The organism is Exiguobacterium sp. 8A (assembly GCF_902506275.1).
GTDB lineage: Bacteria > Bacillota > Bacilli > Exiguobacteriales > Exiguobacteriaceae > Exiguobacterium > Exiguobacterium profundum.
On the sequence record NZ_LR733630.1, the window covers coordinates 2,143,688 to 2,167,695 of the forward strand.

Here is a 24,008-nt window from a genome sequence, read left to right on the forward strand (position 1 = left end):
TCAACTCGGTTGACGTTTTTGTCCATGTATGCATATGAAAAACCGTGTCGCCTTCAAGCCGACACGGTCATAGTTTCCAATCCACGCGCAGAATGGTTTTCAGTTGTTCGAACGCTTCTTGACCGATACTTTCTTGTATCCGTTGCTCAAGCTGCGCTTTGAGCGTCTCGTTTTGCTCATAACAAGTATGACCGAGGGAGGTCAACTCGATACATTTGTCTTTTCGATTTTGCGGATGGTCTGTCACAAGAACGAGCGCTTTACTCTCTAGGTTCTTGATCAGTTTATGAGTCGCTTGTCGAGAAATATGGACACTGTGCGTGACTTCGGCAATTGTTGTTTTCGACTGATAAAGTGTCGCGAGAATATACCACTCCGAGTTCGAGAGTTGGATATCACTTTGTTCATTCCAAGATTGTTCACTCATGCGTCGAACTTGATCATTTCGCTCTGACAATAAATCAAGTAGACGGGTTGACGTTGATGGAGTCAAATCAAGTCACTCCTCTTTCATTTCCGGCTTTTAGACGTTCCTAACTATACAAAAGCAACTATACCCCGTCAACGTCAATCTAGAACAAAACGAGGCACGAGGCTCCGTTTCGATTAGCAGTCTTTATTTTTGAAGTCGATGACCATGCGTCCTTGAATTTTCCCTTGCTCCATCTCTTCGAACACGTCTTGCACCTCGTGAAGACAGCGTTTATGAACAACAGGCACGACGAGCCCTTCTGCCCCAAACTGGAAGGCTTCTTCTAAGTCTTTCCGTGTCCCGACGAGTGAGCCGACGACTTCGATTCCATCGAGGACGAGACGAGGGATGTTCAAGTCCATCGTTTCAGAAGGAAGACCGACGGCGACCACTTTCCCACATGCTCGGACTGCATTGACTGCAGAATTAAAGGCGACTTTTGAGACGGCTGTGACGACAGCGGCATGAGCCCCACCGAACTTCTCTTGTACGATGTCAGCTGCATCTCCTTCAGTCGATGGGTTAATCGTCAAATCAGCTCCACTCTCTTTGGCGAGTTCGAGCTTATCATCGTTCAAATCTACGGCGATGACGTGTGCGTTGAAGACGTGTTTCGCATATTGGATGGCCAGGTTGCCGAGTCCACCGCAACCGTAGATGACGACCGTCTCCCCAGGTTTCACGTCGGCAACTTTGATGGCTTTATACGTCGTGACGCCGGCACATGTGATGCTCGAAGCTTGCGCAGGGTCCAATCCGTCAGGTACTTTGACGGCATAGTCGGCCACGACGATACTTTGTTCAGCCATCCCGCCGTCCACGCTATATCCGGCATTTTGAACGTTTCGACAGAAAGTCTCTCGGCCTGTCGTACAATATTCGCAACGACCACATGCATGATACATCCAAGCGATACTGACGCGATCGCCAACTTTCAAACTCGTGACATCGTCGGCGATTTGAGATACAATCCCAATCCCTTCATGACCGAGCACGCGTCCTTGGACATCTCCGAAATCACCAGCTGCGACGTGAAGATCCGTGTGACATACGCCACAGTACTCGACATCGACGAGCGCTTCGCCTGCTTGTAATGGACGTAGTTCCTTTTCGACGACTTCGATGTTGGCCTTGCTTGCTGAATTGACGACGACTGCTTTCATGTGTGAACACACTCCTTGTGAGAATTTAGCAAACCTGATGAAAAATCCCTTCTCAATCACATCGTCAGGATAGCACAAAAAATGGAATGAAAGCGCTTTATTTTTGAATAGCATTTGTCTGAAAGATGAACTTTTCTCACACAAAGATTTAGGGGAATAGAGATAGAGAAAGTAGACGAAAGGAGTGTTATTTATATGACACGAACAGCGTTATTTCACACATATAAATCAAAGATTTTGCAGCTATCAAATTTAGAAGAAGAGACGTTGAAAAATGAAGACTTTTTGTTAGACCGTGATGAAAAGAAACAACTTGAGATCTATTACGCACCGTTCGAATACATCAATCCAAACGCGAAAGTCGTCATCGCGGGAATCACGCCAGGCTTGTATCAAATGCGTCAGTCGTTCGAGGCAATCCGTGACTTGAAGGATGCAACAGACGAAGAGGCGCTTCGAGCCGTCAAACAACGTGGCAGTTTTTCCGGTCCGATTCGAAAGAACTTAGTGACGATGCTGGACGATTTGGAGTTACATCATCATTTGGGAATCGAGTCATCCCTCGATTTGTTTGGATCAGCGAACCATCTCGTTCAAAACACGGCGGTCCTCCCTTATCCCGTCTTCTATAAAGGCAAGAACTATAACGGATCGAGCCCGGATATGATTCGAACAGAGCTGTTTCGACCATACGTAGAAGGAATCTTCGCAGAAGAGATGGCCCATCTTCAAGATGCACTCATCCTACCGATGGGCGTGAACGTGAGGCGAGCCGTGGAGTTATTGGTTGAGCGAGGGCTCTTGGATCAAGATCGCGTAGTGAGTGGGTTTCCACATCCGTCTGGTGGGAACGGTCATCGCCATCGCATCTTCGCCGAAAATCGAGACGCCATGAAGCGACACATAGCCGAACATTTCAAACGACATCCACTCTGAACCGCAGTGCGGTTCTTTTCATGTGAGCACATGAACTGACATCAACTCTTTACTTCGCTAAAATGATAAACGGTTGACTCACTCACGAGATGTAGAAAGGATGTCTGCCATGATCACATTGTCGTCCGTCCATAAGCGTTATGGACAAGAGATGGCCGTTCGCGATGTATCGCTTCACATTCGAAAAGGGGAGATTTACGGCATTATCGGCGCGAGCGGTGCCGGGAAGTCGACGCTCCTTCGATTGATGAATTTGTTGGAGAAACCGGATGCCGGGAGCGTCACGGTCGATGGCGACCAGTTGACCGAACTCTCTAATCGGGAACTACGCAAGAAGCGACATCGGATCGGTATGATTTTTCAACAATTTAATCTAGTCGCGAATAAGAACGTGTTTGATAACGTCCTCGATTCACTGAAACTTGCCAAGCGGCCGAAAGCATCATGGGAAGCACGCGTGATGGAATGTCTCCGGTTCGTTGGACTCGAAGCGTATCGCGATAAATATCCTTCCCAGTTGAGTGGGGGACAAAAGCAACGTGTCGCCATCGCTCGGGCACTCGCAAGTGAACCGAGTGTACTCCTATGCGATGAGCCGACCTCTTCACTCGACCCGAATACGACGGCGGAAGTGCTGCGTGTCCTTCAGTCGGTCAATGAAAAACTCGGCGTCACCGTCGTTCTCGTCACGCATGAGATGGATGTCATCCGTCAAATCTGTCATCGCGTCACCGTCATGGCAGACGGATCCGTTCATGAGACGATTGAGAGGGAGCCAACAGGGGTGGTCGCCATCGATCAGAATCCAAGTTGGTTCGTCGAACAGTTGCGAGAGGAAGGTGAAGCGAATGCCTGACATCTTGGTGCGCTATCAATCAGAGATTTGGCAATCCATCGCCGAGACGTTCATTATGGTCGGGGTATCGATTCTCGCCGCGATTCTAGTCGGATTGCCGTTAGGCACGTGGCTTTACCTTTCGCGTAAAGGACAATTGTTAGAGAACCAAATCGTCTTCTCCGTCCTCAACCTGGTCGTGAACATCGTCCGGTCTTTCCCGTTCTTGTTACTCGTCGTGTTTTTGATTCCATTTACACGGCTCATTATCGGGACTGCCATCGGAACGGCTGCAGCGACCGTGCCGCTCTCTATCATTGCCATTGCGCACTATGCGCGACTCGTCGAACAGTCACTGATTGATGTCCCACGCGGCGTCATCGAAGCGGCACTCTCGATGGGCGCATCGGTTAAAGACATCATCTTTAAGTTTCTTTATGTGGAAGCCCGGTCCGGTCTCGCCCTCGGATTGACCACATCCGTCATCAGTTTTATCTCATACTCGACGATTATGGGAGTCGTCGGGGGTGGTGGCATCGGTGACTTTGCCATCCGTTATGGATATCAACAGTTTCAGACAGAACTCATGCTCTATATGATTCTCATCATGCTCGTCTTCGTACAGTTGATTCAATTCACGGGCACAACCGTGGCGCGAATCATCGACAAACGTTAAACAGAAAGTAGGAAATGAATATGAAAAAATTGATGGCACTTCTGGCCTCACTCACACTCGTCCTCGCAGCATGTGGGAACGATACAGAAACACAAACGGAACAAGCGAACGAACCACAGACGTTGAAAGTCGCATCACTCATCCCACCGATGACAGATATGCTTGAAATCGCGAAAGAACAGCTCGCGGAAGACGACATCGAACTCGAAATCGTTGTTCTCGGAGACAACGTCCAACCGAACTCGGCACTTGCGGCGAAAGAAGTCGATGCGAACTTCTTCCAACACGTTCCGTATATGGAAGAGTTCAACCGCAGCAACGATGCGAATCTCGTTCCCATCGAACCGATTTATTTCGCAAACTATGGTGTATACGCAAAAAACTATGACAAGATGGAAGACATTCCGGAAGGCGCGACAATCGCCATCGCCAACGACGTATCGAATATCGACCGTTCGCTCTCCCTGCTCGCACAACATGATGTGATCGAGCTCGGAGAGAAAGAAGGCACGTACTATACACAGGCCGATATCACCTCGAACCCGAAAAACTTCAAATTTGAAGAAGTCGACTTATTGATGCTCGCGCGAGCGTACGATGATGTCGATGCGGTCTTGATGACACCGGCTTACGCTGCACCGCTCGGTTTGACACCGAAGAGTGACGCACTCTTAACAGAAGGCGTCGAGAATGATTTCGCCATCACGCTTGTCGCACGTGAAGACAACCAGGATGACGAAGCGATCCAAAAACTCGGCGAAGCGCTCACAAGCGACGAAGTCCGTGCGTTCTTGCAAGAAAACTATGATGAAACGGCCATTCCGGCGTTTTAAACAAAAAAGATTGAGCCATCTAGGCTCAATCTTTTTTAGTACTCTTCGTATTCTCGCGGGTCTTGGTCATCGATGCGACCATCCGGTTTCGTCAACGCATTGAGCGTCTCCATCTCTTCCTCGGTCAATTCGAAGTTGAAGACGTCGAGATTCTCTTTTTGGTGCAACTCGCTAGACGAGCGGGCGAGCGGGATGACACCAAGTTGCACGTGCCAACGCAAGATGACTTGAGATACGCTCTTTCCTTTTTGTTTGGCGAGCTCGGTGATCTTTTCGTCATGGATGACCGTGCGGGCGCGACTGAGCGGGCTCCACGCTTCTGTTATGATGCCGCGTTCTTTATCGGCTTTCCGCTGCTCGACTTGAGAGAAGTACGGGTGTAACTCGATTTGGTTAATGACCGGTTTTTCTCCCGTTTCTTCAATCAAGCGGTCAAGGTGCTCCGGCATGAAGTTCGATACCCCAATAGAGCGGATCCATCCGTTTTTCTTCGCTTGAATCAACGCACGCCATGCCTCGACGTACTTGTCTTGTTTCGGGTTTGGCCAATGCAAGAGGAACAAATCCCAATAGTCGAGGTTCGCTCGATATAGGGACTCTCGAATCATCTCGAGCGCCTGATCGTAGTCATAATATTGCGCGCGCAGTTTCGATGTTAAGAAAAGTTGTTCACGCGGGATGCCGGATTGGCGAACCGCTTCACCGACCGCGCCTTCATTATCGTAGCGAATCGCCGAATCGATGAGTCGATATCCGTTCCGGATGGCGCATGTGATGGCGTCGACCCCTGCTTCACCTTTCAAATAAACCGTCCCGAGTCCGATGGCCGGAATCTCATAACCGTCATGTAACTTGATTGTTGGAATACCCATCAAATGCCTCCCCATTCAAAATCCGTTCTCTTCTCCGCTATTCCACTTTCATCGGAAATGAAACGTTTGAATGTGAGGTCAACGTCGAAACGCTTTAATCAAACCTTCTGCCAAATCGAGGATACACACGATGATGATGGTGAGTAAAACACTCCAGACGCCCCAACGACTGATTGTTTCGAGGTCGGCGTTGATTTGATCAGCAATCAACGAGAGGGCATTAGAAGAAATTAAATCAGGTTGCAGTAAAATGAGCGCTGTGACGACAATCCATACGATATTGAAGAGCGCGTTCCATAAGGCGAGCGGCTTTGTCCAATGTCGAACCATCCATTTGTAAATGGCGATGGCGATCCCAAAGGCGGCCAGGGCGATGACAAACGGGAAGAATTGATCCAAGACCGACGCATTGAGTAGCGGATAGGATTCACTATCTGTGACGACACGAATCAACTGCTCGGCGTTGACATACAATACGACCATCAGAACGGTGGCGATAAAGTCAAACAAAATCGAACCAAAAGAAATCGAGGTCGAACGTGGTTTTACCTTCTTGAGTTGCTCAGGTTTCCAACTAGAGAAAGGAACTTCGCCCTCAGGTACAGCACGTTCAATGATGAAGAACGTGAGGGTGATCCAGAATAGCGTCTGAACGACGACATTGAAGATAGCCGCCCCAGTTTGAAGGAATGCTTGAATCAAGAATTGACTCCAAGACGTGTCGTCGATGGGATTGGTCAAATAACCGATGATGGAGAGAATGGTGACAACCGTGACGGCAATCGGTAAGACGATTTTGATGATGTTCACGTACTGTGTGAAGAGAGCAGGACCGATGAGATAAAGTGGTCGGTTCGCGTAGCGAGCAGCGAGGATTTGAGGGTCGCCGAGTTGGCGCAATGCTTCAAATAAAGCCGCTTCAGACGGGTCATTTCCAGTCATGTCATCAATGGTCGATTCCAATTCGAGTGCGACGTCTTGCCGCATCGACTCTGGGATTCGAGAGGTGACTTCATCGATATACACATCACGAAGATTCATGATCATTTCCTCCTTCAATTAGACGGGTCAACGTTTTCGACATGTTCATCCATTCCACGTACAACTCATTCAAAATGTCCATCCCATCCGAGCTGAGCACGTAGTACTTGCGTGGTCGACTCTCTGTCGTATCCCAGGAACTCGTGACGAGTCCTTGTTTTTCAAGTCGACGCAAGAGCGGGTAGAGCGTACTTTGATCAATGTTGATATCGGCATCTAGCAGTGCTTGAACGAGAGAATAGCCGTATTGGGGTGTCTTCAACTGACTGAGCACCGCAATCGTCAATGTGCCGCGCCGCAACTCCGTCACCAACGAGGCTTTTACATCAGACATTTTTTCGCCTCCTTCATTCGTTTATCTTTATACTGTATATCATACACTATAAGTTATCATACATCAATGTGAATAAAAGATGTTGAGTCATTTCCTGATTTTGGGATAATAAAGAGGAGGTGATGTTCATGAAGTGGTGGTGGATTCTTGGAGGTGTGGTGATCGCCAGTTTATTGACGATCAATGCGCAATGGTATGGGCATGCGGCGACGTTTGGAGTGCCGATTGGCTGGATCATCATGCTGCTAGTCTTGGCACAGTTTCGAAAGCCGACATCGACTCTTTGGGCGGCGTCGGTCGGAGTGATGAGTGTAGGGGCGGCGATTTTGCTTTCGATTCCGAGCTACTCGTTAGCCGAGGCAGAAGAGGTGTTGAGCAAAACGTACAATGACGTGGCGTACATGGAGAGCGTTCCGACGACCGGGGGAGAATGGAATCCATTCTCCCCTCGAGTAGGCTATCGGTTTGAAACGGAGAGCGGAGACTCGATTTTATTCATCCCGGACTCGGGGAAGACGTTTGAACTATAAAAAAGACTCGCTCTCATGATAGAGGGCGAGTCTTTTTGTTAGTTGCGAATCATGTAGTCGAAGGCGCCGAGTGCGGCTGTCGCACCAGAACCCATTGAGATGATGATTTGTTTGTAGGCGCTGTTCGTGCAGTCTCCTGCCGCGAACACACCTGGGACGTTCGTCGCGCCATGACGGTCGACGACGATTTCCCCGAAGTTGTTGCGTTCGACCGAGTCGAGCCAGTCCGTGTTCGGGACGAGACCGATTTGGACGAAGACGCCTTCAAGTTCGACATGATGTGATTCGTTCGTCTCACGAGACACATACGAGATGCCGTTCACTTTGTCCGTACCCGTGATTTCTGTCGTCTGAGCGTTCGTGATGACAGTCACGTTCGGGAGGCTGTGAAGACGATTTTGTAGCACTTGGTCAGCCTTGAGTTCAGGAGCGAACTCGAGGACCGTTACGTGCTTGACGATTCCTGCGAGGTCGATGGCTGCTTCGATACCGGAGTTACCGCCACCGATGACCGCGACACGTTTCCCTTCGAAGAGAGGACCGTCACAGTGCGGGCAGTAAGCGACCCCTTTGTTTTTGAACTCCGCCTCACCTGGGACGTTGACGTTACGCCAGCGTGCACCGGTCGAGAGGATGACACTCTTACTCTTCAAGACAGCACCGTTCTCGAGTTCGATCTCGACGAGGTCCTTTTTCTCAAGACGCTTCGCGCGTTGAAGGTTCATGACATCGATGCCGTACTCTTTGACGTGCTCTTCTAGACTGGCGACGAGCTTTGGACCTTCTGTATAAGCAGTACCGATGAAGTTCTCAATCCCCATCGTGTCCATCACTTGGCCACCGAAGCGCTCCGCAATGATTCCGGTACGGATTCCTTTACGAGCCGCATATACGGCCGCACTGGCACCAGCTGGACCGCCACCGACGACGAGGACGTCGTACGGGTCTTTGTCCGAGAATGCAGAGGCGTCAGGACCTGTACCGAGTTTCGCCAAGATCTCTTCGAGTGACATCCGACCGTTACCGAACGATTCTCCGTTTAAGAAGACCGTTGGGACAGCCATGATCTCTTTCGCTTCCACTTCATCCTTGAACGCGGCTCCGTCGATCATCGTGTGGGTGATGTTCGGGTTAAGGACGCTCATGACGTTTAGCGCTTGCACGACGTCAGGACAATTGTGGCAGCTGAGGCTGATGTATGACTCGAAGTGGTATGTGCCTTCGATATTTTGAATTTGTTTGATTGTGTCCGCATCGACTTTCGGTGCGCGCCCGCTCACTTGGAGGAGGGCGAGGACGAGTGATGTGAACTCATGTCCGAGTGGAATCCCTGCGAAGACGATTCCTGTCTCTTCAGACGGACGATTCACGCTGAAGCTCGGTGTACGCTCGAGTGTCGCGCTTTCGACCGAGATGCGTGATGACATGCTGGCGAGTTCGTTGACGAGCTCGAGCATCTCGTTTGAGACTTTGTCTTCCCCAGCGCTCACACGGAGGACGACATCGCCCTCCATGAGCTGGAGATATTGGTCGAGCTGTTGTTTAATCGCTGCTTCTAACATGCAATCGCTCCTTACAATTTACCGACGAGGTCAAGGCTTGGGCGGAGTGTTTCAGAACCCTCTTCCCATTTCGCTGGGCAGACTTCGCCTGGATTGTTGCGTACGTATTGTGCTGCTTTGACTTTGTTGACGAGCGTGCTCGCGTCACGGCCGATGCCGCCAGCGTTGATCTCGACAGTTTGGATGACGCCGTCTGGGTCGATGATGAACGTACCACGGTCTGCGAGGCCGTCTTCTTCGTTCAAGACGTCGAAGTTGCGTGAGATGACGTGTGATGGGTCACCAATCATGATGTACTCGATTTTTCCGATTTTCTCAGATGTTTCGTGCCAAGCTTTATGTGTGAAGTGTGTGTCTGTAGAGACAGAGTAAACTTCTACACCGAGGTTTTTAAGTGTAGCGTACTCGTTTTGAAGGTCTTCAAGTTCAGTTGGGCAGACGAATGTGAAGTCAGCTGGGTAGAAGCAGACAACGCTCCATTTACCTTTGAGGTCGTTCTCTGTAACTTCGAGGAACTCACCTGTTTGGAATGCTTGTGCTTTGAATGGTAGTACTTCTTTGCCGATTAATGACATGGGTTATGTCCTCCTTGTGTTTTACTCTAGCGTTTCTATCTCGACTAGAATAATTATAATGTAATACTAACTTCATATAACGAGCTGAAATTGTCAAGGCGTTTGCATGCTTTGAAAGTATAAGACGTACCAACACATTATCTGCATATGGCTTAACGGAAGTAAAGAGAACGTTTACATTAAAAACAGTATTTTTCTCTCGATTTTCTTATTTCGATAAATAAATATGTTGAATAGAGTTGCTAATATTTTGGAAAGGGTTCTACATTTTCTCGTCGGAAATTAGAGGATTATCAATTACATCAATAAAATAACCTTAATCACAAGTAGCGATTAAGGTTGAAGAATTTGCTGTATGATTTTTTCTCGATACAAAGCACGGTCTTTACTTTTCCGAAGTCGAGCATGACAGTTAGGGCAAGTAGCTATTACTTGTTCAGGGAGAGCCAATCCCTCATCGGATTCTTTATATAATGAGTAAAGTTCTAAATAAGGCCCTTGTTCAGTATCAAATGGTGCGGCTTGACCGCATGCTTCGCAGTGATTATTTGCTCTCGCAAGCACATAATAATATAAAGCCGCTGTCTGCTCCCTCACTTGGCGCTTTCGAATCGACATGCTTAATCCAGTCGCACGCTTAGGGTCACGATTGGCAATTCGTTCGAGTTCCTCAATTGATTTGTACCTCATAGTTGTTGCATATTCGTGAGATTCTTCCTGTACGACGTGGAGAGGTTCGAAAGCAAAAACGATGACTTCTCGCTGATTTTGATGTTTGTCGATTCCAAATTGAATATCATAGCCAATCAAAACAAGTTGGTCTACGAAACGATAATTTCCTTTTCCGAGAGATTCAAATAGATAAACATCCTCACCATTTTCGATGTGATGGAGAAGCGCCTTGTTACCGAAGGAGAAGGTTTGATTTCCTTCTTGTCCTTCGCCACTATAGTAGAACAAACCATCTTCTTCGCTCCAGCCATTCTTATATCCAAATTCTTGATCCATTCCACTATCAAAAATAAAAATAAGTTTATGTTTGTTAGGTGTACTGATTCCTCGTTGACGGCTTCCGCCATATTGATCATGGATGAAGGAACGTCTATACACTTTGTTTTTTTCGAACAGCATAAAGCACCTCATTTCCAGGTTTTTCTTTTAAATAGAGTGTAGCATGCTTTTTTATTAAAAACGAAAAAGACAGAGGACTCCCTCTGCCTTCACCGTCACTCCGCCATCAACGCACACACCGCATTCGAATACGCTACCGGATCTTCAATCGGTAACCCTTCAATGAGGAGGGCTTGTTGATACAAGAGGTCTGTATATTGTTTCGCTTTCGCTTCATCTTCTTTATACACACGTTGGAGTGTCTGGAAAATGGCGTGGTCGGCGTTCACTTCGAGTACTTTCTCCGCTTTCATACCACCGCCGTTTGGCATCGCGTTCAAAATCTTCTCCATCTCGATTGAGACGTCACCCGCGACCGTCAAGCAAACCGGATGCGACTTGAGACGTGTCGAGGCACGCACTTCTTTGACGCGGTCTCCGAGCTCTTCTTTCATGAATGCGAACAAGTCTTGGTTGTCTTCGTTGAGCGATTTCGCTTCCGCGTCATCGAGACCGAGATCGCCGCTCGCGATCGATTTGAATTCTTTGTCTTCATACGACTGAAGCATCTTGATGGCGAACTCGTCGATCTCTTCTGTGAAGTAGAGGATCTCGTATCCTTCTTCTTTCAAACGTTCTGCTTGTGGCAAGAGATCGATGCGATGAATCGATTCGCCTGTCGCATAGTAAATATACCTCTGATCTTCTTTCATCCGCTCGACATACTCTTGGAGCGAGACGAGTTTCTTCTCGTGGGAAGAATGGAACAGAATCAAGTCTTTCAATTCGTCTTTGGCTGCGCCGAACTGGTCGTACACGCCGAACTTCAATTGGCGACCGAACGACTCGTAGAACTTCTCATAGTCCTCACGCTCATTTTGGAGCATCTTCTCGAGCATCCCTTTGATTTTCGACTTCACGTTTTTGGCGATCACACGAAGTTGGCGGTCCTGCTGCAACATTTCACGGGAAATGTTAAGGGAGAGGTCTTCTGAGTCAACCATCCCTTTGACGAAGCCGAAGTAGTCTGGCAAGAGGTCAGGTGACTTCTCCATGATCAACACGCCATTCGAGTAGAGCTCGAGCCCTTTCTCAAATTCTTTCGTGTAGTAATCGAATGGAACCGTTGATGGGATATAGAGGATTGATTGATAACGAATTGTCCCGTCGACGTTCAAATGTAGGTGCTTGAGCGGCTCATCAAAGCCATAGCGCTTCTCGTGATAGAACGCTTTGTAATCTTCGTCAGTTAACTCGCTCTTCCGCTTCCGCCAAATCGGCACCATGCTGTTGACGGTCTCTTCTTCTTTGTAGTCCTCATACTCTTCTGAGTCCTCTTTTTGACGATGTTTCGTCACATCGAGTTTGATTGGGTAACGGATGAAGTCCGAATGTTTCTTGATGAGTGAGCGAATCTCGTATTCTTCAAGGAATGACGAATACGCATCATCTTCTGTGTCTGCCTTCAAGTGGAGCGTGATTTCTGTACCGATGTCCGCTTTGTCTGTCGGCTCGATCGAATAGCCGTCTGTGCCTTCTGACTCCCATACGTATCCTTGATCACTGTCAATCGAGCGAGTCCGCACGGTCACACGGTCAGCGACCATGAACGCGGAATAGAACCCTACTCCGAATTGTCCGATGAGGCTATGGTCTTCTTCCATCTTCGTCGCCTGTTTCATGGCGAGTGAACCGCTCTTGGCGATGATTCCGAGGTTTGTTTCGAGTTCTTCTTCTGTCATCCCAATCCCTGTATCGCGAATCGTGATGGTCCGCGCTTCTTTGTCGAGTTCGACTTTGACGAAGTAATCGTCTTTGTTGAACTCGATGCTTTCGTCGGAGAGGGCACGATAATACATCTTGTCGATGGCATCACTCGCGTTCGAGATGAGCTCACGCAAGAAGATGTCCTTATGTGTATAAATTGAGTGGACCATCAACTCTAAAATTCGTTTCGATTCCGTTTGAAACTGTTTCTTTGTCATGATCGTTCTCCCTTTTTCGTCTGTATTTTGGCACTCTAGTATAAAGAGTGCTAACACTATTGATTATCCTAAAAATTAGGAAGATGTCAACCGGATTTGAAGAAAAGATTGACGGGGACGCAGGTTTCGCCTATAGTTGAGTACATGCGATGAGCTGGTCTATGTAAGACGGCGGACATTCCCTTGAGGAGCACGTTGTGGAGCGTGGTCCGTCGCGGTAGACTTTCGAGAGCACCTCTAGTGAGAGGTGCTCATTTTTTATGTATACAACTAGCCTCCCTTCGTTTGAAGGGAGGCTTTTCTTATGCCCGAATGGATGCGAGGAACATCTCTTTTAAAGCACGTAATTGCAAGATCGGCTCGATATCGTCTTCTAAATAACTGATATGCGACTTCAATAGGATGTTGTTGCCGAACGTCCCGAATGCATTGATGATCGTAACGACTGTCACTTTCACATCGATATCTGGTCGAAACGAGCCATCACGCTTCCCCTCTTCAATCAACGGCTCAAGCGTCTGCATGATTCGTCGTTGAACGTCGATGTATGTCTCAATCCCAGGAAGTGGTGAGGCGACGAACGATGCATAGCTCTCGAACGCCTCTCGGAAACGGGCGTGGTTCGTCCGTTCCAACTGCATCTCGAAAAAGTGGTTCAAGATGGCCTCGAGTCGTTCATAGGCGTTTCCTTCCTCATGCATGAATTGTTCAAATCTCTCGAGTGTCGGTTGTAGATTCTTGACGGCTGCCGCGACGATCAATTGATCCTTCTTCGGGAAGTAGCGAAACAGTGTCGCCACCCCAATCCCTGCCGCATCCGCGATGTCCTGCATTTGAACCTTCTCAAAGCCATTCTCTATAAATAATCGTTCTGCCTCCTGGATAATCAGTTGAACTCGTTCTTCTTTGTTTTGTTGTCGTTTACTCAATTCCATCACCTCATTGTCTGTCCTTAGTATATCGTCTTCAAGCAGTTTCGTTGAGATTAATGTCACATCCAATTATTATTATGATAGTTAGACTATCATAATTTAATGAATGGAGCTGGGACAATGCGTTTACAGGGGAAAGTAGCGGTCATCACAGGGGCAGGAAGCGGTATGGGAGAGTCAACGGCACGTCTATTCGCCAAAGAAGGGGCAACAGTCGTCGCGACAGACATCAATGAACAAGGAGTAAACAATGTAGTCGAGTCGATTCGTGCACAAGGTGGGGAAGCCATCGCGGTGAAACATGACGTGACATCACGCTCGAGCTGGGAGGATGTATTCGCGGAAGTGGAAGCGACATGTGGCAAATTAGATATTCTCGTCAATAACGCTGGAATCGCACTTGCAAAACCTTTCTTGGAACAGACAGAAGAGGACTGGGCACGCACATATCGCATCAACATCGATGGGGTCATGTTAGGGACACAGTACGCGATTCCGCTCATGACGGAGAATGGGGGAGGATCAATCGTCAACATCTCCTCCATCTCTGCATTGACCGGTATGGCGGGTGCCGGTGCCTATACGGCCTCGAAAGGTGCGGTCCGTTCTCTCACGAAAGCAGCGGCAGTCGATTACGGGAAGCAAAACATTCGGGTCAACTCGGTGCATCCAGGGTACATCGTGACACCGATGAGTGCGCCACATATGGAGCATCCAGACTATAAACAACATTTCTTGAATCAAATCGCTTTGCCGAATCTCGGACAAGCGGATGAGGTGGCGGCAGCCGTCCTGTTCCTTGCGTCAGACGAAGCGAATCATATCAGCGGGATCGAACTTCCGGTAGATGGTGGCGTGACGGCGAAGTAAAAGTAGGGTCTCTATGGAGGCCCTACTTTTTTAATTACTCTAAGATTCCGATTAACTCCATCACGAGTAGTATGACTAGACCTGAACTAAGAACAGCTGCAAAAAAGACGAGCACAGCATACTCTTTCTGCTTCAAAATTGCCCACCATCCGGTCACAAACGCTCCTAGCCCGAGGATAGAGAATGTGGTCATATAGCTGAGTCGAAGCATGTTTGCAGTATTGTCGCTCCAAAGCGTCGAGTGGAAGATTGTATCAAATTGATTGAGCAGAAGAAACGGTACATACATGGCAAGGAACAAGGCAATCAAGAGAATAGACCATTTTCCGATTGAAGTATGTGGAAAGATTGCACCATTCATGAGGATTCACCTCTTTTCATTTTAAAATCATCTGTATTATTTATATTCCCGTTTTGTGTAAAGAGTTTAAGTGATTCATCAAATTGACATGATATAGTCGACATGAAAGAGTGAGATGACAAGTGTAGAACAGTGCCAAATGAGCTGAAAAAAGAAATTGATTTTATTTAGTTAACTATGAAAGTTGGTATAGTGAGATGGACACTCAGTTTGAGATAGAACGGATTTGGATGGATGAAACGGAGCTGTTTTATCAAGTTCAGCTTCAACTTCGGTCTTCTGCCTGCACCAGTGATCAGTTGATTTATTTAGATGATGCGAGTCTTGAGGATCTTCATTAAAAGATCGATCAATTCAATCAAGCGTGGGGAAAAGAACCGATCACATGGAGACTAGTCGATGAAGAAGAGGGTTCGGATGATTTGCAAGTCAATCTAACTTTCACGTTGATTGACCGGATTGGGACCATCCAAATCGATATTTTCATTCATGATGAATGGCAGTTTGACTCATTTGACCATGTTCATATGAAATTTAGAATGAGGACGACGATGGGACAGCTCAACGACTTGAGCGCTCAACTCAAACGTTTCATTCGTCGTGAGACCGACCATGTCTCATCACTTCGACCAGAATAAAGCAGCCTGAGACGACTCAGGCTGCTTTTTAGTACCATTCTTTCGGTTCGTAATTCAATTCGCGGAACAGCTGCTCACGCTCTTTTTTCGAAAGATCGCGCCATTGTCCAGGCGGGAGTTTCCCGAGCGTGATGTTCATGACACGAACGCGTTGGAGGCGGAATACTTCGTATCCGAGCGCCTCACACATCCGACGGATTTGGCGGTTGAGTCCTTGCGTGAGGGTAATGTTGAAATCGAACTTTGAAAGCGGACGGACTTTACACGGAAGTGTCTTCTGTCCAAGGATTTTGACGCCGGCTTCCATCTGCTCGACGAACTCTGGTGTGATTGGCTTATCAACCGAGACGATGTATTCTTTCTCGTGCTCGCCTTCTGCACGGAGAATCTCGTTGACGATATCGCCGTCGTTCGTCATGAGGATGAGACCTTCCGAGTCTTTATCGAGACGACCGATGTTGAAGATGCGGAGCGGGTGGTTGACCATGTCGACCAAGTTCCCTTTTACTTTTTTCTCTGTCGTACTCGTGATCCCGACCGGCTTATGGACGGCGATGTAGACGTTGTTTCGGGCGACCCGTGCGACCGAACCGTTGACGAGGACTTCATCGCCCGGTTTGACCTGGTCGCCGATTTTTGCTTTCTTCCCATTGATGGTGACGCGTCCCTCTTCGACGAGACGGTCGGCTTGGCGACGGGACGCCTTGCCTGATTCACTGATGAATTTATTGATGCGCATGTATACACGTCCTTTGTTTGGCTTCGTCCTCTCACTATAACGCATTTTATAAACTCTCGAAAGCGGGAAACGAACGGGAGAGGAGGGATGACATGGAGGCAGTACGACTGTTACAAGACGCGATCCGATTTCAGCAGGCACTGTGCGATACACCGTTCGGGAAAGAATTGATTCAAGAGGCATCACCTGTCCTTTGGTACGGTCGACCTGGTCCGGATCAATGGCTGACCATCGGGACGAATCCGTCTCGCGGCGAGTTTTTACATCGTGACGGGACACCGAGAACGGGGCAACACCAAAAGTTCTATTGGCGGAACATACTCTCGTTTGACGATTACCTCGGAAATGAAGAGGCGCTGCAACAAACGCTCGAACGGGCATCGGTCTATTTCGAGTCGAATCGCGCGACGACGAACTGGTTCGGGAAACCGCATGGCGCCAAACTCGAGGCACTCCTCAACGGGATGGGGCGTTCGTTCTATGATCATCCGGCAGCTGTCATCCACGTTGATTTTTTCAAGTTTGCGACATATGAACAGATGGGGAAGATGAGGACCGGGCGCCACTGGATGGAACATCCGACCTCAATCGAACTGTTGGAACGGACGATTGCGCACATCAAACCAATCCGTATCATCGTGCTCGGACGGGATAACTGTCGTGCCTTTAGCGGTTTTTCAACAATCGGAAGACTGTCTGCATATCCCGCCGTCACCTATGAAATCGGACTCCACGAATCGGGTATCCCGATGATCGGCCTCCATATGAAGCCTTCAGAAGTGTTCGTTGGGCTCGGGAATGGCCGTGATTCAAACGGGCTACATTACGGGTCATATGCGAAGCGCGAGCACCTTTTAAAAATCGGAGAAGCGATTGACACGATTATGGACGAGTGGCTGGCGGATGGACACGCGTGATGCTACCCCAAAAGTTGAATTCGTTGAAGTCGATGTAGCGCACGTCCTTCGAACGATTGTCGAGCACGGCTAACAAGATGACGTCCGGGAACCCCCGTTTTTCAAACTGCAAGTAGCCGATTCCCGTGACAGAATGGTTTTTATAGAAGCCGTTCGCCATGTTCAACACAAACGGGCGGCTTGCTTTCAGCTCACGCTCGAACGTCGTCCATTTCCAAAGATAGCGTGAACTGCCTCGACCGTCGTACCCGTATCGCTTCCAAAGTTTCGTGATGATGGTGGCGATTTGAGTCGGCGGCGTCCCTTTTTCGTCTTTGAAATGATGCTTGAAGGCGATCTCGCGCACATCTTCTTGGATCTGTGTCACATCATCTGGGATGTTCGTATACCCATGATCTCGATAGAAACGGAAGATGGCGGTGATGGACGTCAACGTACAGTTGTTCTTCCCGTTCTCGAACTGACGTTGGAGCAAGACGGGCACGCCTTCAATCTGTACAGCGCGCTTTAATGTCCAGCGTCCGTGATAACGATCGTTCACATAAGCTTCCGGGTCGATGATCCCGGCATAGCCGTTGTTCGCAACCTCGAGTTGTCCTGCAAATGGGTGCTCCATCTCGGTCTCCCTCCTTTTCTTTTAGTATACAAAGGACGCCCCATCTCATAAAAGAGAAAGGGCGTCGTTTTCGTTAAAACACAAGATGTGCGATGCCGACGATGATCGGAAGGGTGATGAAGGTACGTAACAAGAAAATCAAGACGAGGTCGAGGAATGAGATCGGTAGTTTTGAACCGAGCAACAAGCCCCCGACTTCTGACATATAGATGAGCTGGGTAACCGACAACGTAGCGATGACAAACCGTGTCAACTCACTCTCGATGCCGCTTCCGAGAACGGCCGGCAAGAACATGTCGGCGAAACCGACGACCATCGTTTGAGCGGCTTCCGATGCCTCAGGCACTTGAAGGAGCATCAAAATCGGTTCGAACGGCTTTCCGAGGATAGTGAAGAACGGCGTATATTCTGCGATGATGACCGCAATCGTCCCGACTGCCATGACGACAGGGAGGACGCCGATCCACATATCGAGCACGTTCTTGAAGCCGTCTTTGAGCGTCTCTAGGAAACTTTTACTCGAACGTGACTTTTGTAACGCCTGAATTAACGCCCACTTACCGAGTGACACGTTCGCGGGTACTTCTTCTTCCGGTTTGAGCTCGGTCTTCTCATAAGCCGTGTCTGCCTTTTTAGATAATGGATAAATCCGTGGCATGATGAGAGCGGCGACTAGTCCGGATAAGACGATGGCCCCGTAGTAAGGCAAGAAGTATTGGTCGAGTTCGACATACTGTAAGACGACGATGGTGAAGGTGATGGAGACGACGGAGAATGTCGTCGCAATGATCGACGCTTCCCGCTTCGTGTAATAACCTTCCTCATACTGTTTGGTCGTCAGTAGAATTCCGATCGTCGCATCTCCGACCCATGAAGCGAGCGAGTCAAGTGAGGCGCGGCCTGGCAAGCGGAAGAGCGGACGCATGATCTTCATCAAGAACGTCCCGACGAACTCGAGAAGTCCGAAGTTCAATAAGAGCGGTAACAACATACCGGCAAAGAAGAATGTCGCAAATAAGATTGGAATCAAATCAAAGAGTAATAAGCCCCCTGTAAATTCTGACGTGATCATCTCTGGTCCGAGTGTGAGTAGCGTCATGACCCCGGCGATGAAACCGATCACACGCATGACGAACCAAAACGGTGTCACGCTAAACAGTGCGTTGATGGATGGTCGCTCCATCATAAAAGCAGGACGTGCCGTAAAGAGTAATAATGAGCCGACAATCGAAATCCCCATCATGATGACGGCGAGTGTCGGGACGAAATCCCCAATCCAGTCAATCAGCAAATTGGATAAGAAGGCGACTGGAATCGTGAAGCCTTCTTCTGATGAGATCGGTACGATGAAAAACATGATGCCGATGAGAGATGGAATCAAGAACTTAAAGAAGTCTCGACTCGAAAAAGAAGGTTTCTTTCCGTCTGGTGTTGATGAACCATTCATGATGCATTCCCCATTTCCCCGAAGTGTTTGTGCTGTCTATGTATCCCCATTACACATTCAGCTGTTATTGAAACGTATTTCTTTTTTAGTATAAAAAATATGACCAGGTGCTATCAACAACATGCGTGAATTTTCTAAAAATACATCATATGCGCTAGGCAAAACATTCGTATTCCATCAAACCATTTAGTATGATGACGGCGAGTCCAACAAATTCAAGATATTTAGAAACTTCATTATAGAGATAGGAGAATGCATGATGAGATTGAGTGTGTTAGACCAGGCGCCGGTCACGTCGGGTCATACAGGAGAACATGCGCTGAACAGCGCGGTCGAGCTCGCACAAGTCGCAGAAGAGTTGGGATATTACCGTATGTGGATGGCGGAGCATCATGGTGGCATGTCGTTCGCCAGCTCGGCTCCAGAGGTCATCGCGGCTTATCTAGCAGCTAAGACGAACAAGATTCGTCTCGGGTCCGGCGGCATCATGATGATGCACTACTCGCCACTCAAGATGGCAGAGGTATTCAAGACGCTCAGCGCACTCGCCCCGGGACGGATCGACTTTGGTGTCGGACGTGCGCCAGGCGGTGATGCGAACGCCATCTATGCGATGTCACAAGGGCAGAAGCCGATGATGGACGGTCTTTACGAGAAACTCGATACGACGCTTCAGTTGATCAAAGATGAAGCACCTGAAGAGAGATGGTATAAGAACACGCCAGCAGCACCGACAGGCGTTACGCTTCCGGAAGCGTGGTTACTCGGTTCGAGTGGGAACAGCGCCGTGCAGGCTGGACGGATGGGGCTCGGCTATTCGTTTGCCCAGTTCTTTAACGGACAATTGAGTGCCGATACGCTCGACACGTACCGTCACCATTTCACGCCGTCTGATTTTATGGAGAAACCGGACATCAGCGTCACGTATTTGGTCACGACGGCAGAGACGGAAGAAGAGGCCGAATATTTGGCCCGACCTTCTGATCTGTCGCGTCTCTTCTTGATGCGTGGTCAATTGAGACAGCTGTTGAGTCCGGAAGCGGCCCACGACTATCCGCTCACGGAGGTCGATAAAATTCATATCGCCAACAACCGAGCCATCCACCTCGTAGGAACGCCAAAACAAATCGCGGAACAGTTACGGGATGAATCGGAACGTTATGGTTTCGATGAGGCGATGATATGTAGCATCCAGCATAAGCAGGAAGATCGCCTGAACGTCTATCGTCTCTTGGCGAATGAATTGCTTTAACCCGGAGAGCACCTTCTCAAATATGAGAGGGTGTTTTTCTATAAGAGAAAAACGTTTTCCCATTTTTTCAAAGGTTTTCTCCATCATTAGGGCGAAACCAACTACACTATAAGAAAAAGGAACAGGTGGAGGGATAATACGATGCAACGGATGAAAGGCGACCCAAATTATCTATTCGAGCTGTTCACACGCTTGTATCGGATGGTATTTCTAATGGAAGTGACGGAGAACGGCTATCGTTACGTGAATGTGAGCGAACAGGGGAAGGTGGCCTCTTCGCTTCCGAGTGATGTAGAAGGTCGATATTTACATGAGATGTACCGCTCAGAAGTGGCCGATGAATTGATTGGACATTATGATGTGGTCATTGAGACAGGAGAACCGGTCTATTTCATGTCGCAAATGAACATCGACTCCAATACGGCCCGTTTCGCTTCTTCTATGCTTGTACCGATTGAAGATGAAGCTGGTCTCGTTCGTTATGTCCTTAGTTTGACAACTGATTTATCCGAGGAAGCGGAGATCAAATTGTTACGAAGTATCGAGCACATGGACTATTTGACGGGCATGCCGAATCTGATGAAAGTCAAATTAGAACTTGATCAACTGTTCGAGCAACATGACACCGAAGAGACGAGCGTGATGCGCCTTCACATCAATCGTTTCAAGATGATGATGTCGCTCCAAGGTGTGGAGCGCTCGAACCAATTGATTAAAGACATCACACGTCAATTGGCGAATACGCTTCCGAAAGGTTCGATCATCGGTCGAGTAGACGGTGAAGACTTTATCGCGGTGTTACCTCATACTCCAATCCGGTTGGCATACATGTACGCCGAGCATTTGCTTGACGTGATTGCAGATCATTCGTATCAAGTGGCGGAGGCCGAATTCCCGTTATCGAGTTGTATCGGGATTGGTGCCGGTACAGCGGATGCCGACCGTGTCATCATGAACGCCTCCACGGCTCTGTTGGAAGCGCGTCAGACGGGAAATCAAACCATTCGTTTATATGAACACGATGAGTACGTGCAGCGTTACATCGATGAGATGATGATCGAAACGGAACTGGTCAAAGCGTTGAAGCTAGATGAGTTATACATGGTGTATCAACCGAAAGTGTCGATGGACGGTGCGATTCATTTTGAGGCACTCATTCGCTGGGAGAGTCCTGTTCTCGGATTCATTTCACCTGAAACGTTCATTCGTGTGGCTGAACAGTCACTCTTGATCGAAGACGTGACACGATTCGTCATGAATCGGGTATGTCAGGATGTGTCGTCACAACCTGAGCAGTTTGAAGGGCGCCGCGTGGCTGTGAATGTCTCACCGAATTTATTTCATGAACACCATATGAATGAACTGGTTGCGATCATTGCATCGTACGGTCTTGTGCCAGAACAATTTGAGTTTGAGGTGACCGAGCACACGTTGATGCATGAACCGGTAGCGGCGATCAAAACGGTCGAATCGCTCAAACAACAAGGATTTCGACTGTTGATTGATGACTTTGGGGTCAGTTATTCCTCGTTGAATTATTTGAAGTTGTTCGAGATTGATGGAATCAAGATCGACCGGTCGTTCGTCGCGCAACTCGATCAGGAGAGCGGCATGAAAGAGTATGAAATCGTCAAACTGATTGTCTCGTTGGCTAAAAAGCTAGAGTTAGAGGTGACGGCTGAAGGTGTGGAGACGGAAGAACAATATCGGATCTTACGTCAGCTCGGCTGCGATGAGATTCAAGGGTATTTCTTCAGTCGTCCGATGCCGCTCGCGGAGTTAGAAGAGGCGCTCGGAATCTTGTATTCCCATCAGATGATGTTATCGAAGATGGAGCAGCCTGCGCAGTTGTTGCATCCTTCTCTAGATGAGCGTGAATTGCAACGACTCAAAGCGATATTACGATTGGAAATTTTAAATACGCCACAAGAGGAACGATTTGACCGGATCTCCCGATTGGTCGCACAAACCTTTCAGATGCCAATCGCATTCATTTCGATCATGACGACAGACCAACAGTGGTTCAAATCGTGTGTCGGTATCGAGCTCGAATCCGCTCACCTCAAACGGGAATGGACGTTATGTAATCGGGTTGTCACATCAGAGTCTCCGCTGGTGATTGAAGATGTTGCGGCAGCAGCGATTGAAAGTGACAGTCCTTGGATTGACCGAATCGGATTTTATGCAGGTGTACCGTTGCGGACGAAGCAAGGTCACGTCATCGGCACACTTTGCGTAGTGGATGGGCAGGCGAGAACGTTCTCAGAAGAAAACTTGAAGGCGCTCGAATCGTTTACGCATTGGGTCATGACAGAGATCGAGCACACGGAAGTCTCGAGAAGACAAATCACTCGACAACAATCAATCGAGGCATTGTACGAAGCGACGGCATTGCGTGTACCGTTCCAAGATCAATTGGCCCGGGTTCAAGAAATTTTATTGGAATGGGTCGGTTACTCCCACGGGGTCATCTTCTCGATTGAGCCTTCGCATCGTCTTCTAGTAGAGCATGGGGTCTCTCGTTTGACTTGGGGGGAAGAAGAACTGCATTCCCTACATCAACTGACAACGGTCGGCGCGCAAACGCTTCAGGAAGGTGATCTGATTGTAGACGGTATCGAATTCACGAGGCTAGTCAGTTTTCCTTTGACGCATGCGCATCAAGTGTTTGGCTGGGTCGTTCTTCTCTCGGAGCAAGGCAATTTGAATGATCATCTTGATGAGGAAACGTTGCAAGAGTTGACTGGGACGGTACGATTGCTTGCACGATGGATGGAGAACGGGATTCGAAAGGAACGGAAACAACGCGAGATGATTCGAATCGCAAAACAAGATCAGCTGACCAAACTGTATAATCGTCATACGCTCACGACCGATTTATACAAAAACATGAACCGGACGCCAGCGATTACAGTGACACTGGTCAATCTAGACGATTTTAAAAGAATCAACGATCAGTACGGGCACATGATAGGGGATGAAGTGTTAATTGAAATCGCACAACGATTAAATGAATTCGTCCAGCATGTTGGTGGTCAAGTGTACCGTTTTTCAGACGATGAATTCATGTTGGTGCAAACGGGTCCACTGAGTGGGATTGAACAGCTCAATGAAGTTATTTCCCAGGGAATAGACGCGTCGAATGGTGAAGTCATTCATCTTACGGCAAGTGTTGGCGTCACCCTAGTCAAGTCGACCGACACCGTCGATTCGATTCTTCAACAAGCAGATGCAGCGATGTATATTGCAAAGAACAATGGAGGAGACCAGTGGTTCCAATATGGTGGATACTCAGATGACAAGGGGATTTAA

Annotated in this window: 25 protein-coding genes; 11 read left to right on the top strand and 14 right to left on the bottom strand. The window is 48.4% G+C overall.

All coding sequences use genetic code 11. From position 1 onward, the window contains the following. Positions 1 to 67: 67 nt before the first annotated feature. Positions 68 to 493: a MarR family winged helix-turn-helix transcriptional regulator gene (locus GVY42_RS11180; RefSeq protein ID WP_159563231.1), complete on the bottom strand. Its 426-nt coding sequence runs from the start codon at positions 491 to 493 to the stop codon at positions 68 to 70. A gap of 113 nt (positions 494 to 606) precedes the next feature. Next, positions 607 to 1,635 (bottom strand): alcohol dehydrogenase AdhP, encoded by a 1,029-nt coding sequence (gene adhP / locus GVY42_RS11185; RefSeq protein ID WP_159563232.1) that lies wholly within the window; start codon positions 1,633 to 1,635, stop codon positions 607 to 609. 195 nt (positions 1,636 to 1,830) lie between these two features. On the opposite strand from adhP, the gene GVY42_RS11190 reads away from it, so the two are divergent. From GVY42_RS11190 to GVY42_RS11205, 4 genes are all read left to right on the top strand, one after another. Then, positions 1,831 to 2,571, top strand: a complete 741-nt coding sequence (locus tag GVY42_RS11190) for a hypothetical protein (RefSeq protein WP_159563233.1) — start codon at positions 1,831 to 1,833, stop codon at positions 2,569 to 2,571. 109 nt (positions 2,572 to 2,680) lie between these two features. Further along, complete coding sequence (locus GVY42_RS11195; protein WP_159563234.1) at positions 2,681 to 3,427, top strand: methionine ABC transporter ATP-binding protein; 747 nt, start codon at positions 2,681 to 2,683, stop codon at positions 3,425 to 3,427. Further along, entirely contained in the window at positions 3,420 to 4,082 is a 663-nt protein-coding gene (locus GVY42_RS11200) for a methionine ABC transporter permease (protein ID WP_159563235.1), read from the top strand. The genes GVY42_RS11195 and GVY42_RS11200 overlap by 8 nt, the downstream gene beginning before the upstream one ends. Positions 4,083 to 4,102: 20 nt before the next feature. Beyond that, the gene (locus GVY42_RS11205; RefSeq protein WP_078146002.1) at positions 4,103 to 4,915 is read left to right on the top strand and encodes a MetQ/NlpA family ABC transporter substrate-binding protein; all 813 of its coding nucleotides are present in this window, start codon (positions 4,103 to 4,105) and stop codon (positions 4,913 to 4,915) included. A 35-nt stretch (positions 4,916 to 4,950) separates the two neighbouring features. Here GVY42_RS11205 and GVY42_RS11210 read toward each other — a convergent pair whose 3' ends face one another. The 3 genes from GVY42_RS11210 to GVY42_RS11220 all read right to left on the bottom strand — a co-directional run bounded on the left by GVY42_RS11210 (position 4,951) and on the right by GVY42_RS11220 (position 7,162). Then, entirely contained in the window at positions 4,951 to 5,787 is an 837-nt protein-coding gene (locus tag GVY42_RS11210; RefSeq protein ID WP_159563236.1) for an aldo/keto reductase, read from the bottom strand. A 78-nt stretch (positions 5,788 to 5,865) separates the two neighbouring features. Then, complete coding sequence (locus GVY42_RS11215; protein WP_159563237.1) at positions 5,866 to 6,828, bottom strand: HAAS signaling domain-containing protein; 963 nt, start codon at positions 6,826 to 6,828, stop codon at positions 5,866 to 5,868. After that, on the bottom strand, positions 6,815 to 7,162 hold the full coding sequence (locus GVY42_RS11220) for a PadR family transcriptional regulator (RefSeq protein ID WP_074035166.1): 348 nt from the start codon (positions 7,160 to 7,162) through the stop codon (positions 6,815 to 6,817). The genes GVY42_RS11215 and GVY42_RS11220 overlap by 14 nt, the downstream gene beginning before the upstream one ends. A gap of 128 nt (positions 7,163 to 7,290) precedes the next feature. On the opposite strand from GVY42_RS11220, the gene GVY42_RS11225 reads away from it, so the two are divergent. Then, positions 7,291 to 7,692, top strand: a complete 402-nt coding sequence (locus GVY42_RS11225; protein ID WP_159563238.1) for a hypothetical protein — start codon at positions 7,291 to 7,293, stop codon at positions 7,690 to 7,692. Positions 7,693 to 7,730: 38 nt separating this feature from the next. Here the strand turns inward: GVY42_RS11225 and ahpF are convergent, their stop codons facing one another. From ahpF to GVY42_RS11250, 5 genes are all read right to left on the bottom strand, one after another. After that, positions 7,731 to 9,254, bottom strand: a complete 1,524-nt coding sequence (gene ahpF, locus GVY42_RS11230; RefSeq protein ID WP_159563239.1) for an alkyl hydroperoxide reductase subunit F — start codon at positions 9,252 to 9,254, stop codon at positions 7,731 to 7,733. Between the two features lie 11 nt (positions 9,255 to 9,265). After that, a complete protein-coding gene (gene ahpC / locus GVY42_RS11235; protein ID WP_015880295.1) occupies positions 9,266 to 9,829 on the bottom strand; it encodes an alkyl hydroperoxide reductase subunit C in 564 nt (187 codons plus the stop codon). Positions 9,830 to 10,162: 333 nt separating this feature from the next. After that, a complete protein-coding gene (locus tag GVY42_RS11240; protein ID WP_159563240.1) occupies positions 10,163 to 10,960 on the bottom strand; it encodes a hypothetical protein in 798 nt (265 codons plus the stop codon). 95 nt (positions 10,961 to 11,055) lie between these two features. After that, positions 11,056 to 12,924: a molecular chaperone HtpG gene (gene htpG, locus GVY42_RS11245; RefSeq protein WP_159563241.1), complete on the bottom strand. Its 1,869-nt coding sequence runs from the start codon at positions 12,922 to 12,924 to the stop codon at positions 11,056 to 11,058. Between the two features lie 302 nt (positions 12,925 to 13,226). After that, entirely contained in the window at positions 13,227 to 13,853 is a 627-nt protein-coding gene (locus GVY42_RS11250; protein WP_159563242.1) for a TetR/AcrR family transcriptional regulator, read from the bottom strand. Positions 13,854 to 13,976: 123 nt separating this feature from the next. Here GVY42_RS11250 and GVY42_RS11255 point away from each other — a divergent pair, with 123 nt between their 5' ends. Further along, a complete protein-coding gene (locus GVY42_RS11255; protein WP_047795764.1) occupies positions 13,977 to 14,726 on the top strand; it encodes an SDR family NAD(P)-dependent oxidoreductase in 750 nt (249 codons plus the stop codon). Between the two features lie 34 nt (positions 14,727 to 14,760). On the opposite strand, the gene GVY42_RS11260 is transcribed toward GVY42_RS11255, so the two are convergent. Continuing rightward, positions 14,761 to 15,087: a hypothetical protein gene (locus GVY42_RS11260; protein ID WP_047795765.1), complete on the bottom strand. Its 327-nt coding sequence runs from the start codon at positions 15,085 to 15,087 to the stop codon at positions 14,761 to 14,763. A 197-nt stretch (positions 15,088 to 15,284) separates the two neighbouring features. Here GVY42_RS11260 and GVY42_RS16585 point away from each other — a divergent pair, with 197 nt between their 5' ends. Both GVY42_RS16585 and GVY42_RS16590 read left to right on the top strand, forming a co-directional pair. Next, a complete protein-coding gene (locus tag GVY42_RS16585; RefSeq protein ID WP_236548958.1) occupies positions 15,285 to 15,428 on the top strand; it encodes a hypothetical protein in 144 nt (47 codons plus the stop codon). Positions 15,429 to 15,509: 81 nt separating this feature from the next. After that, positions 15,510 to 15,725, top strand: a complete 216-nt coding sequence (locus GVY42_RS16590) for a hypothetical protein (protein ID WP_236548959.1) — start codon at positions 15,510 to 15,512, stop codon at positions 15,723 to 15,725. A 28-nt stretch (positions 15,726 to 15,753) separates the two neighbouring features. Here the strand turns inward: GVY42_RS16590 and rluF are convergent, their stop codons facing one another. After that, on the bottom strand, positions 15,754 to 16,464 hold the full coding sequence (gene rluF, locus GVY42_RS11270) for a 23S rRNA pseudouridine(2604) synthase RluF (protein WP_015880301.1): 711 nt from the start codon (positions 16,462 to 16,464) through the stop codon (positions 15,754 to 15,756). A 92-nt stretch (positions 16,465 to 16,556) separates the two neighbouring features. On the opposite strand from rluF, the gene GVY42_RS11275 reads away from it, so the two are divergent. Further along, positions 16,557 to 17,381 carry a hypothetical protein gene (locus GVY42_RS11275; RefSeq protein WP_159563243.1) on the top strand — a complete coding sequence of 275 codons (825 nt, stop codon included), beginning with the start codon at positions 16,557 to 16,559 and terminating at the stop codon, positions 17,379 to 17,381. Here the strand turns inward: GVY42_RS11275 and GVY42_RS11280 are convergent. Together GVY42_RS11280 and GVY42_RS11285 are read right to left on the bottom strand one after the other, a co-directional pair. Then, positions 17,347 to 17,997: a C39 family peptidase gene (locus GVY42_RS11280; protein ID WP_159563244.1), complete on the bottom strand. Its 651-nt coding sequence runs from the start codon at positions 17,995 to 17,997 to the stop codon at positions 17,347 to 17,349. The two genes, GVY42_RS11275 and GVY42_RS11280, sit on opposite strands and share 35 nt — an antisense overlap. 73 nt (positions 17,998 to 18,070) lie before the next feature. After that, the gene (locus GVY42_RS11285) at positions 18,071 to 19,444 is read right to left on the bottom strand and encodes a YjiH family protein (protein ID WP_078146016.1); all 1,374 of its coding nucleotides are present in this window, start codon (positions 19,442 to 19,444) and stop codon (positions 18,071 to 18,073) included. A 259-nt stretch (positions 19,445 to 19,703) separates the two neighbouring features. Between GVY42_RS11285 and GVY42_RS11290 the strand changes: the two genes are divergently transcribed. Together GVY42_RS11290 and GVY42_RS11295 are read left to right on the top strand one after the other, a co-directional pair. Further along, positions 19,704 to 20,696 carry an LLM class flavin-dependent oxidoreductase gene (locus tag GVY42_RS11290; protein ID WP_159563245.1) on the top strand — a complete coding sequence of 331 codons (993 nt, stop codon included), beginning with the start codon at positions 19,704 to 19,706 and terminating at the stop codon, positions 20,694 to 20,696. 141 nt (positions 20,697 to 20,837) lie between these two features. Further along, on the top strand, positions 20,838 to 24,008 hold the full coding sequence (locus GVY42_RS11295) for an EAL domain-containing protein (RefSeq protein WP_159563246.1): 3,171 nt from the start codon (positions 20,838 to 20,840) through the stop codon (positions 24,006 to 24,008).

Coding starts and splice junctions, on each gene's coding strand:
- adhP (WP_159563232.1), bottom strand. CDS start 1,635: ATGAAAGCAGTCGTCGTCAATTCAGCAAGCAAGGCCAACATCGAAGTC.
- GVY42_RS11190 (WP_159563233.1), top strand. CDS start 1,831: ATGACACGAACAGCGTTATTTCACACATATAAATCAAAGATTTTGCAG.
- GVY42_RS11195 (WP_159563234.1), top strand. CDS start 2,681: ATGATCACATTGTCGTCCGTCCATAAGCGTTATGGACAAGAGATGGCC.
- GVY42_RS11200 (WP_159563235.1), top strand. CDS start 3,420: ATGCCTGACATCTTGGTGCGCTATCAATCAGAGATTTGGCAATCCATC.
- GVY42_RS11205 (WP_078146002.1), top strand. CDS start 4,103: ATGAAAAAATTGATGGCACTTCTGGCCTCACTCACACTCGTCCTCGCA.
- GVY42_RS11210 (WP_159563236.1), bottom strand. CDS start 5,787: ATGGGTATTCCAACAATCAAGTTACATGACGGTTATGAGATTCCGGCC.
- GVY42_RS11215 (WP_159563237.1), bottom strand. CDS start 6,828: ATGAATCTTCGTGATGTGTATATCGATGAAGTCACCTCTCGAATCCCA.
- GVY42_RS11220 (WP_074035166.1), bottom strand. CDS start 7,162: ATGTCTGATGTAAAAGCCTCGTTGGTGACGGAGTTGCGGCGCGGCACA.
- GVY42_RS11225 (WP_159563238.1), top strand. CDS start 7,291: ATGAAGTGGTGGTGGATTCTTGGAGGTGTGGTGATCGCCAGTTTATTG.
- ahpF (WP_159563239.1), bottom strand. CDS start 9,254: ATGTTAGAAGCAGCGATTAAACAACAGCTCGACCAATATCTCCAGCTC.
- ahpC (WP_015880295.1), bottom strand. CDS start 9,829: ATGTCATTAATCGGCAAAGAAGTACTACCATTCAAAGCACAAGCATTC.
- GVY42_RS11240 (WP_159563240.1), bottom strand. CDS start 10,960: ATGCTGTTCGAAAAAAACAAAGTGTATAGACGTTCCTTCATCCATGAT.
- htpG (WP_159563241.1), bottom strand. CDS start 12,924: ATGACAAAGAAACAGTTTCAAACGGAATCGAAACGAATTTTAGAGTTG.
- GVY42_RS11255 (WP_047795764.1), top strand. CDS start 13,977: ATGCGTTTACAGGGGAAAGTAGCGGTCATCACAGGGGCAGGAAGCGGT.
- GVY42_RS11260 (WP_047795765.1), bottom strand. CDS start 15,087: ATGAATGGTGCAATCTTTCCACATACTTCAATCGGAAAATGGTCTATT.
- GVY42_RS16585 (WP_236548958.1), top strand. CDS start 15,285: ATGGACACTCAGTTTGAGATAGAACGGATTTGGATGGATGAAACGGAG.
- rluF (WP_015880301.1), bottom strand. CDS start 16,464: ATGCGCATCAATAAATTCATCAGTGAATCAGGCAAGGCGTCCCGTCGC.
- GVY42_RS11275 (WP_159563243.1), top strand. CDS start 16,557: ATGGAGGCAGTACGACTGTTACAAGACGCGATCCGATTTCAGCAGGCA.
- GVY42_RS11280 (WP_159563244.1), bottom strand. CDS start 17,997: ATGGAGCACCCATTTGCAGGACAACTCGAGGTTGCGAACAACGGCTAT.
- GVY42_RS11285 (WP_078146016.1), bottom strand. CDS start 19,444: ATGAATGGTTCATCAACACCAGACGGAAAGAAACCTTCTTTTTCGAGT.
- GVY42_RS11290 (WP_159563245.1), top strand. CDS start 19,704: ATGAGATTGAGTGTGTTAGACCAGGCGCCGGTCACGTCGGGTCATACA.
- GVY42_RS11295 (WP_159563246.1), top strand. CDS start 20,838: ATGCAACGGATGAAAGGCGACCCAAATTATCTATTCGAGCTGTTCACA.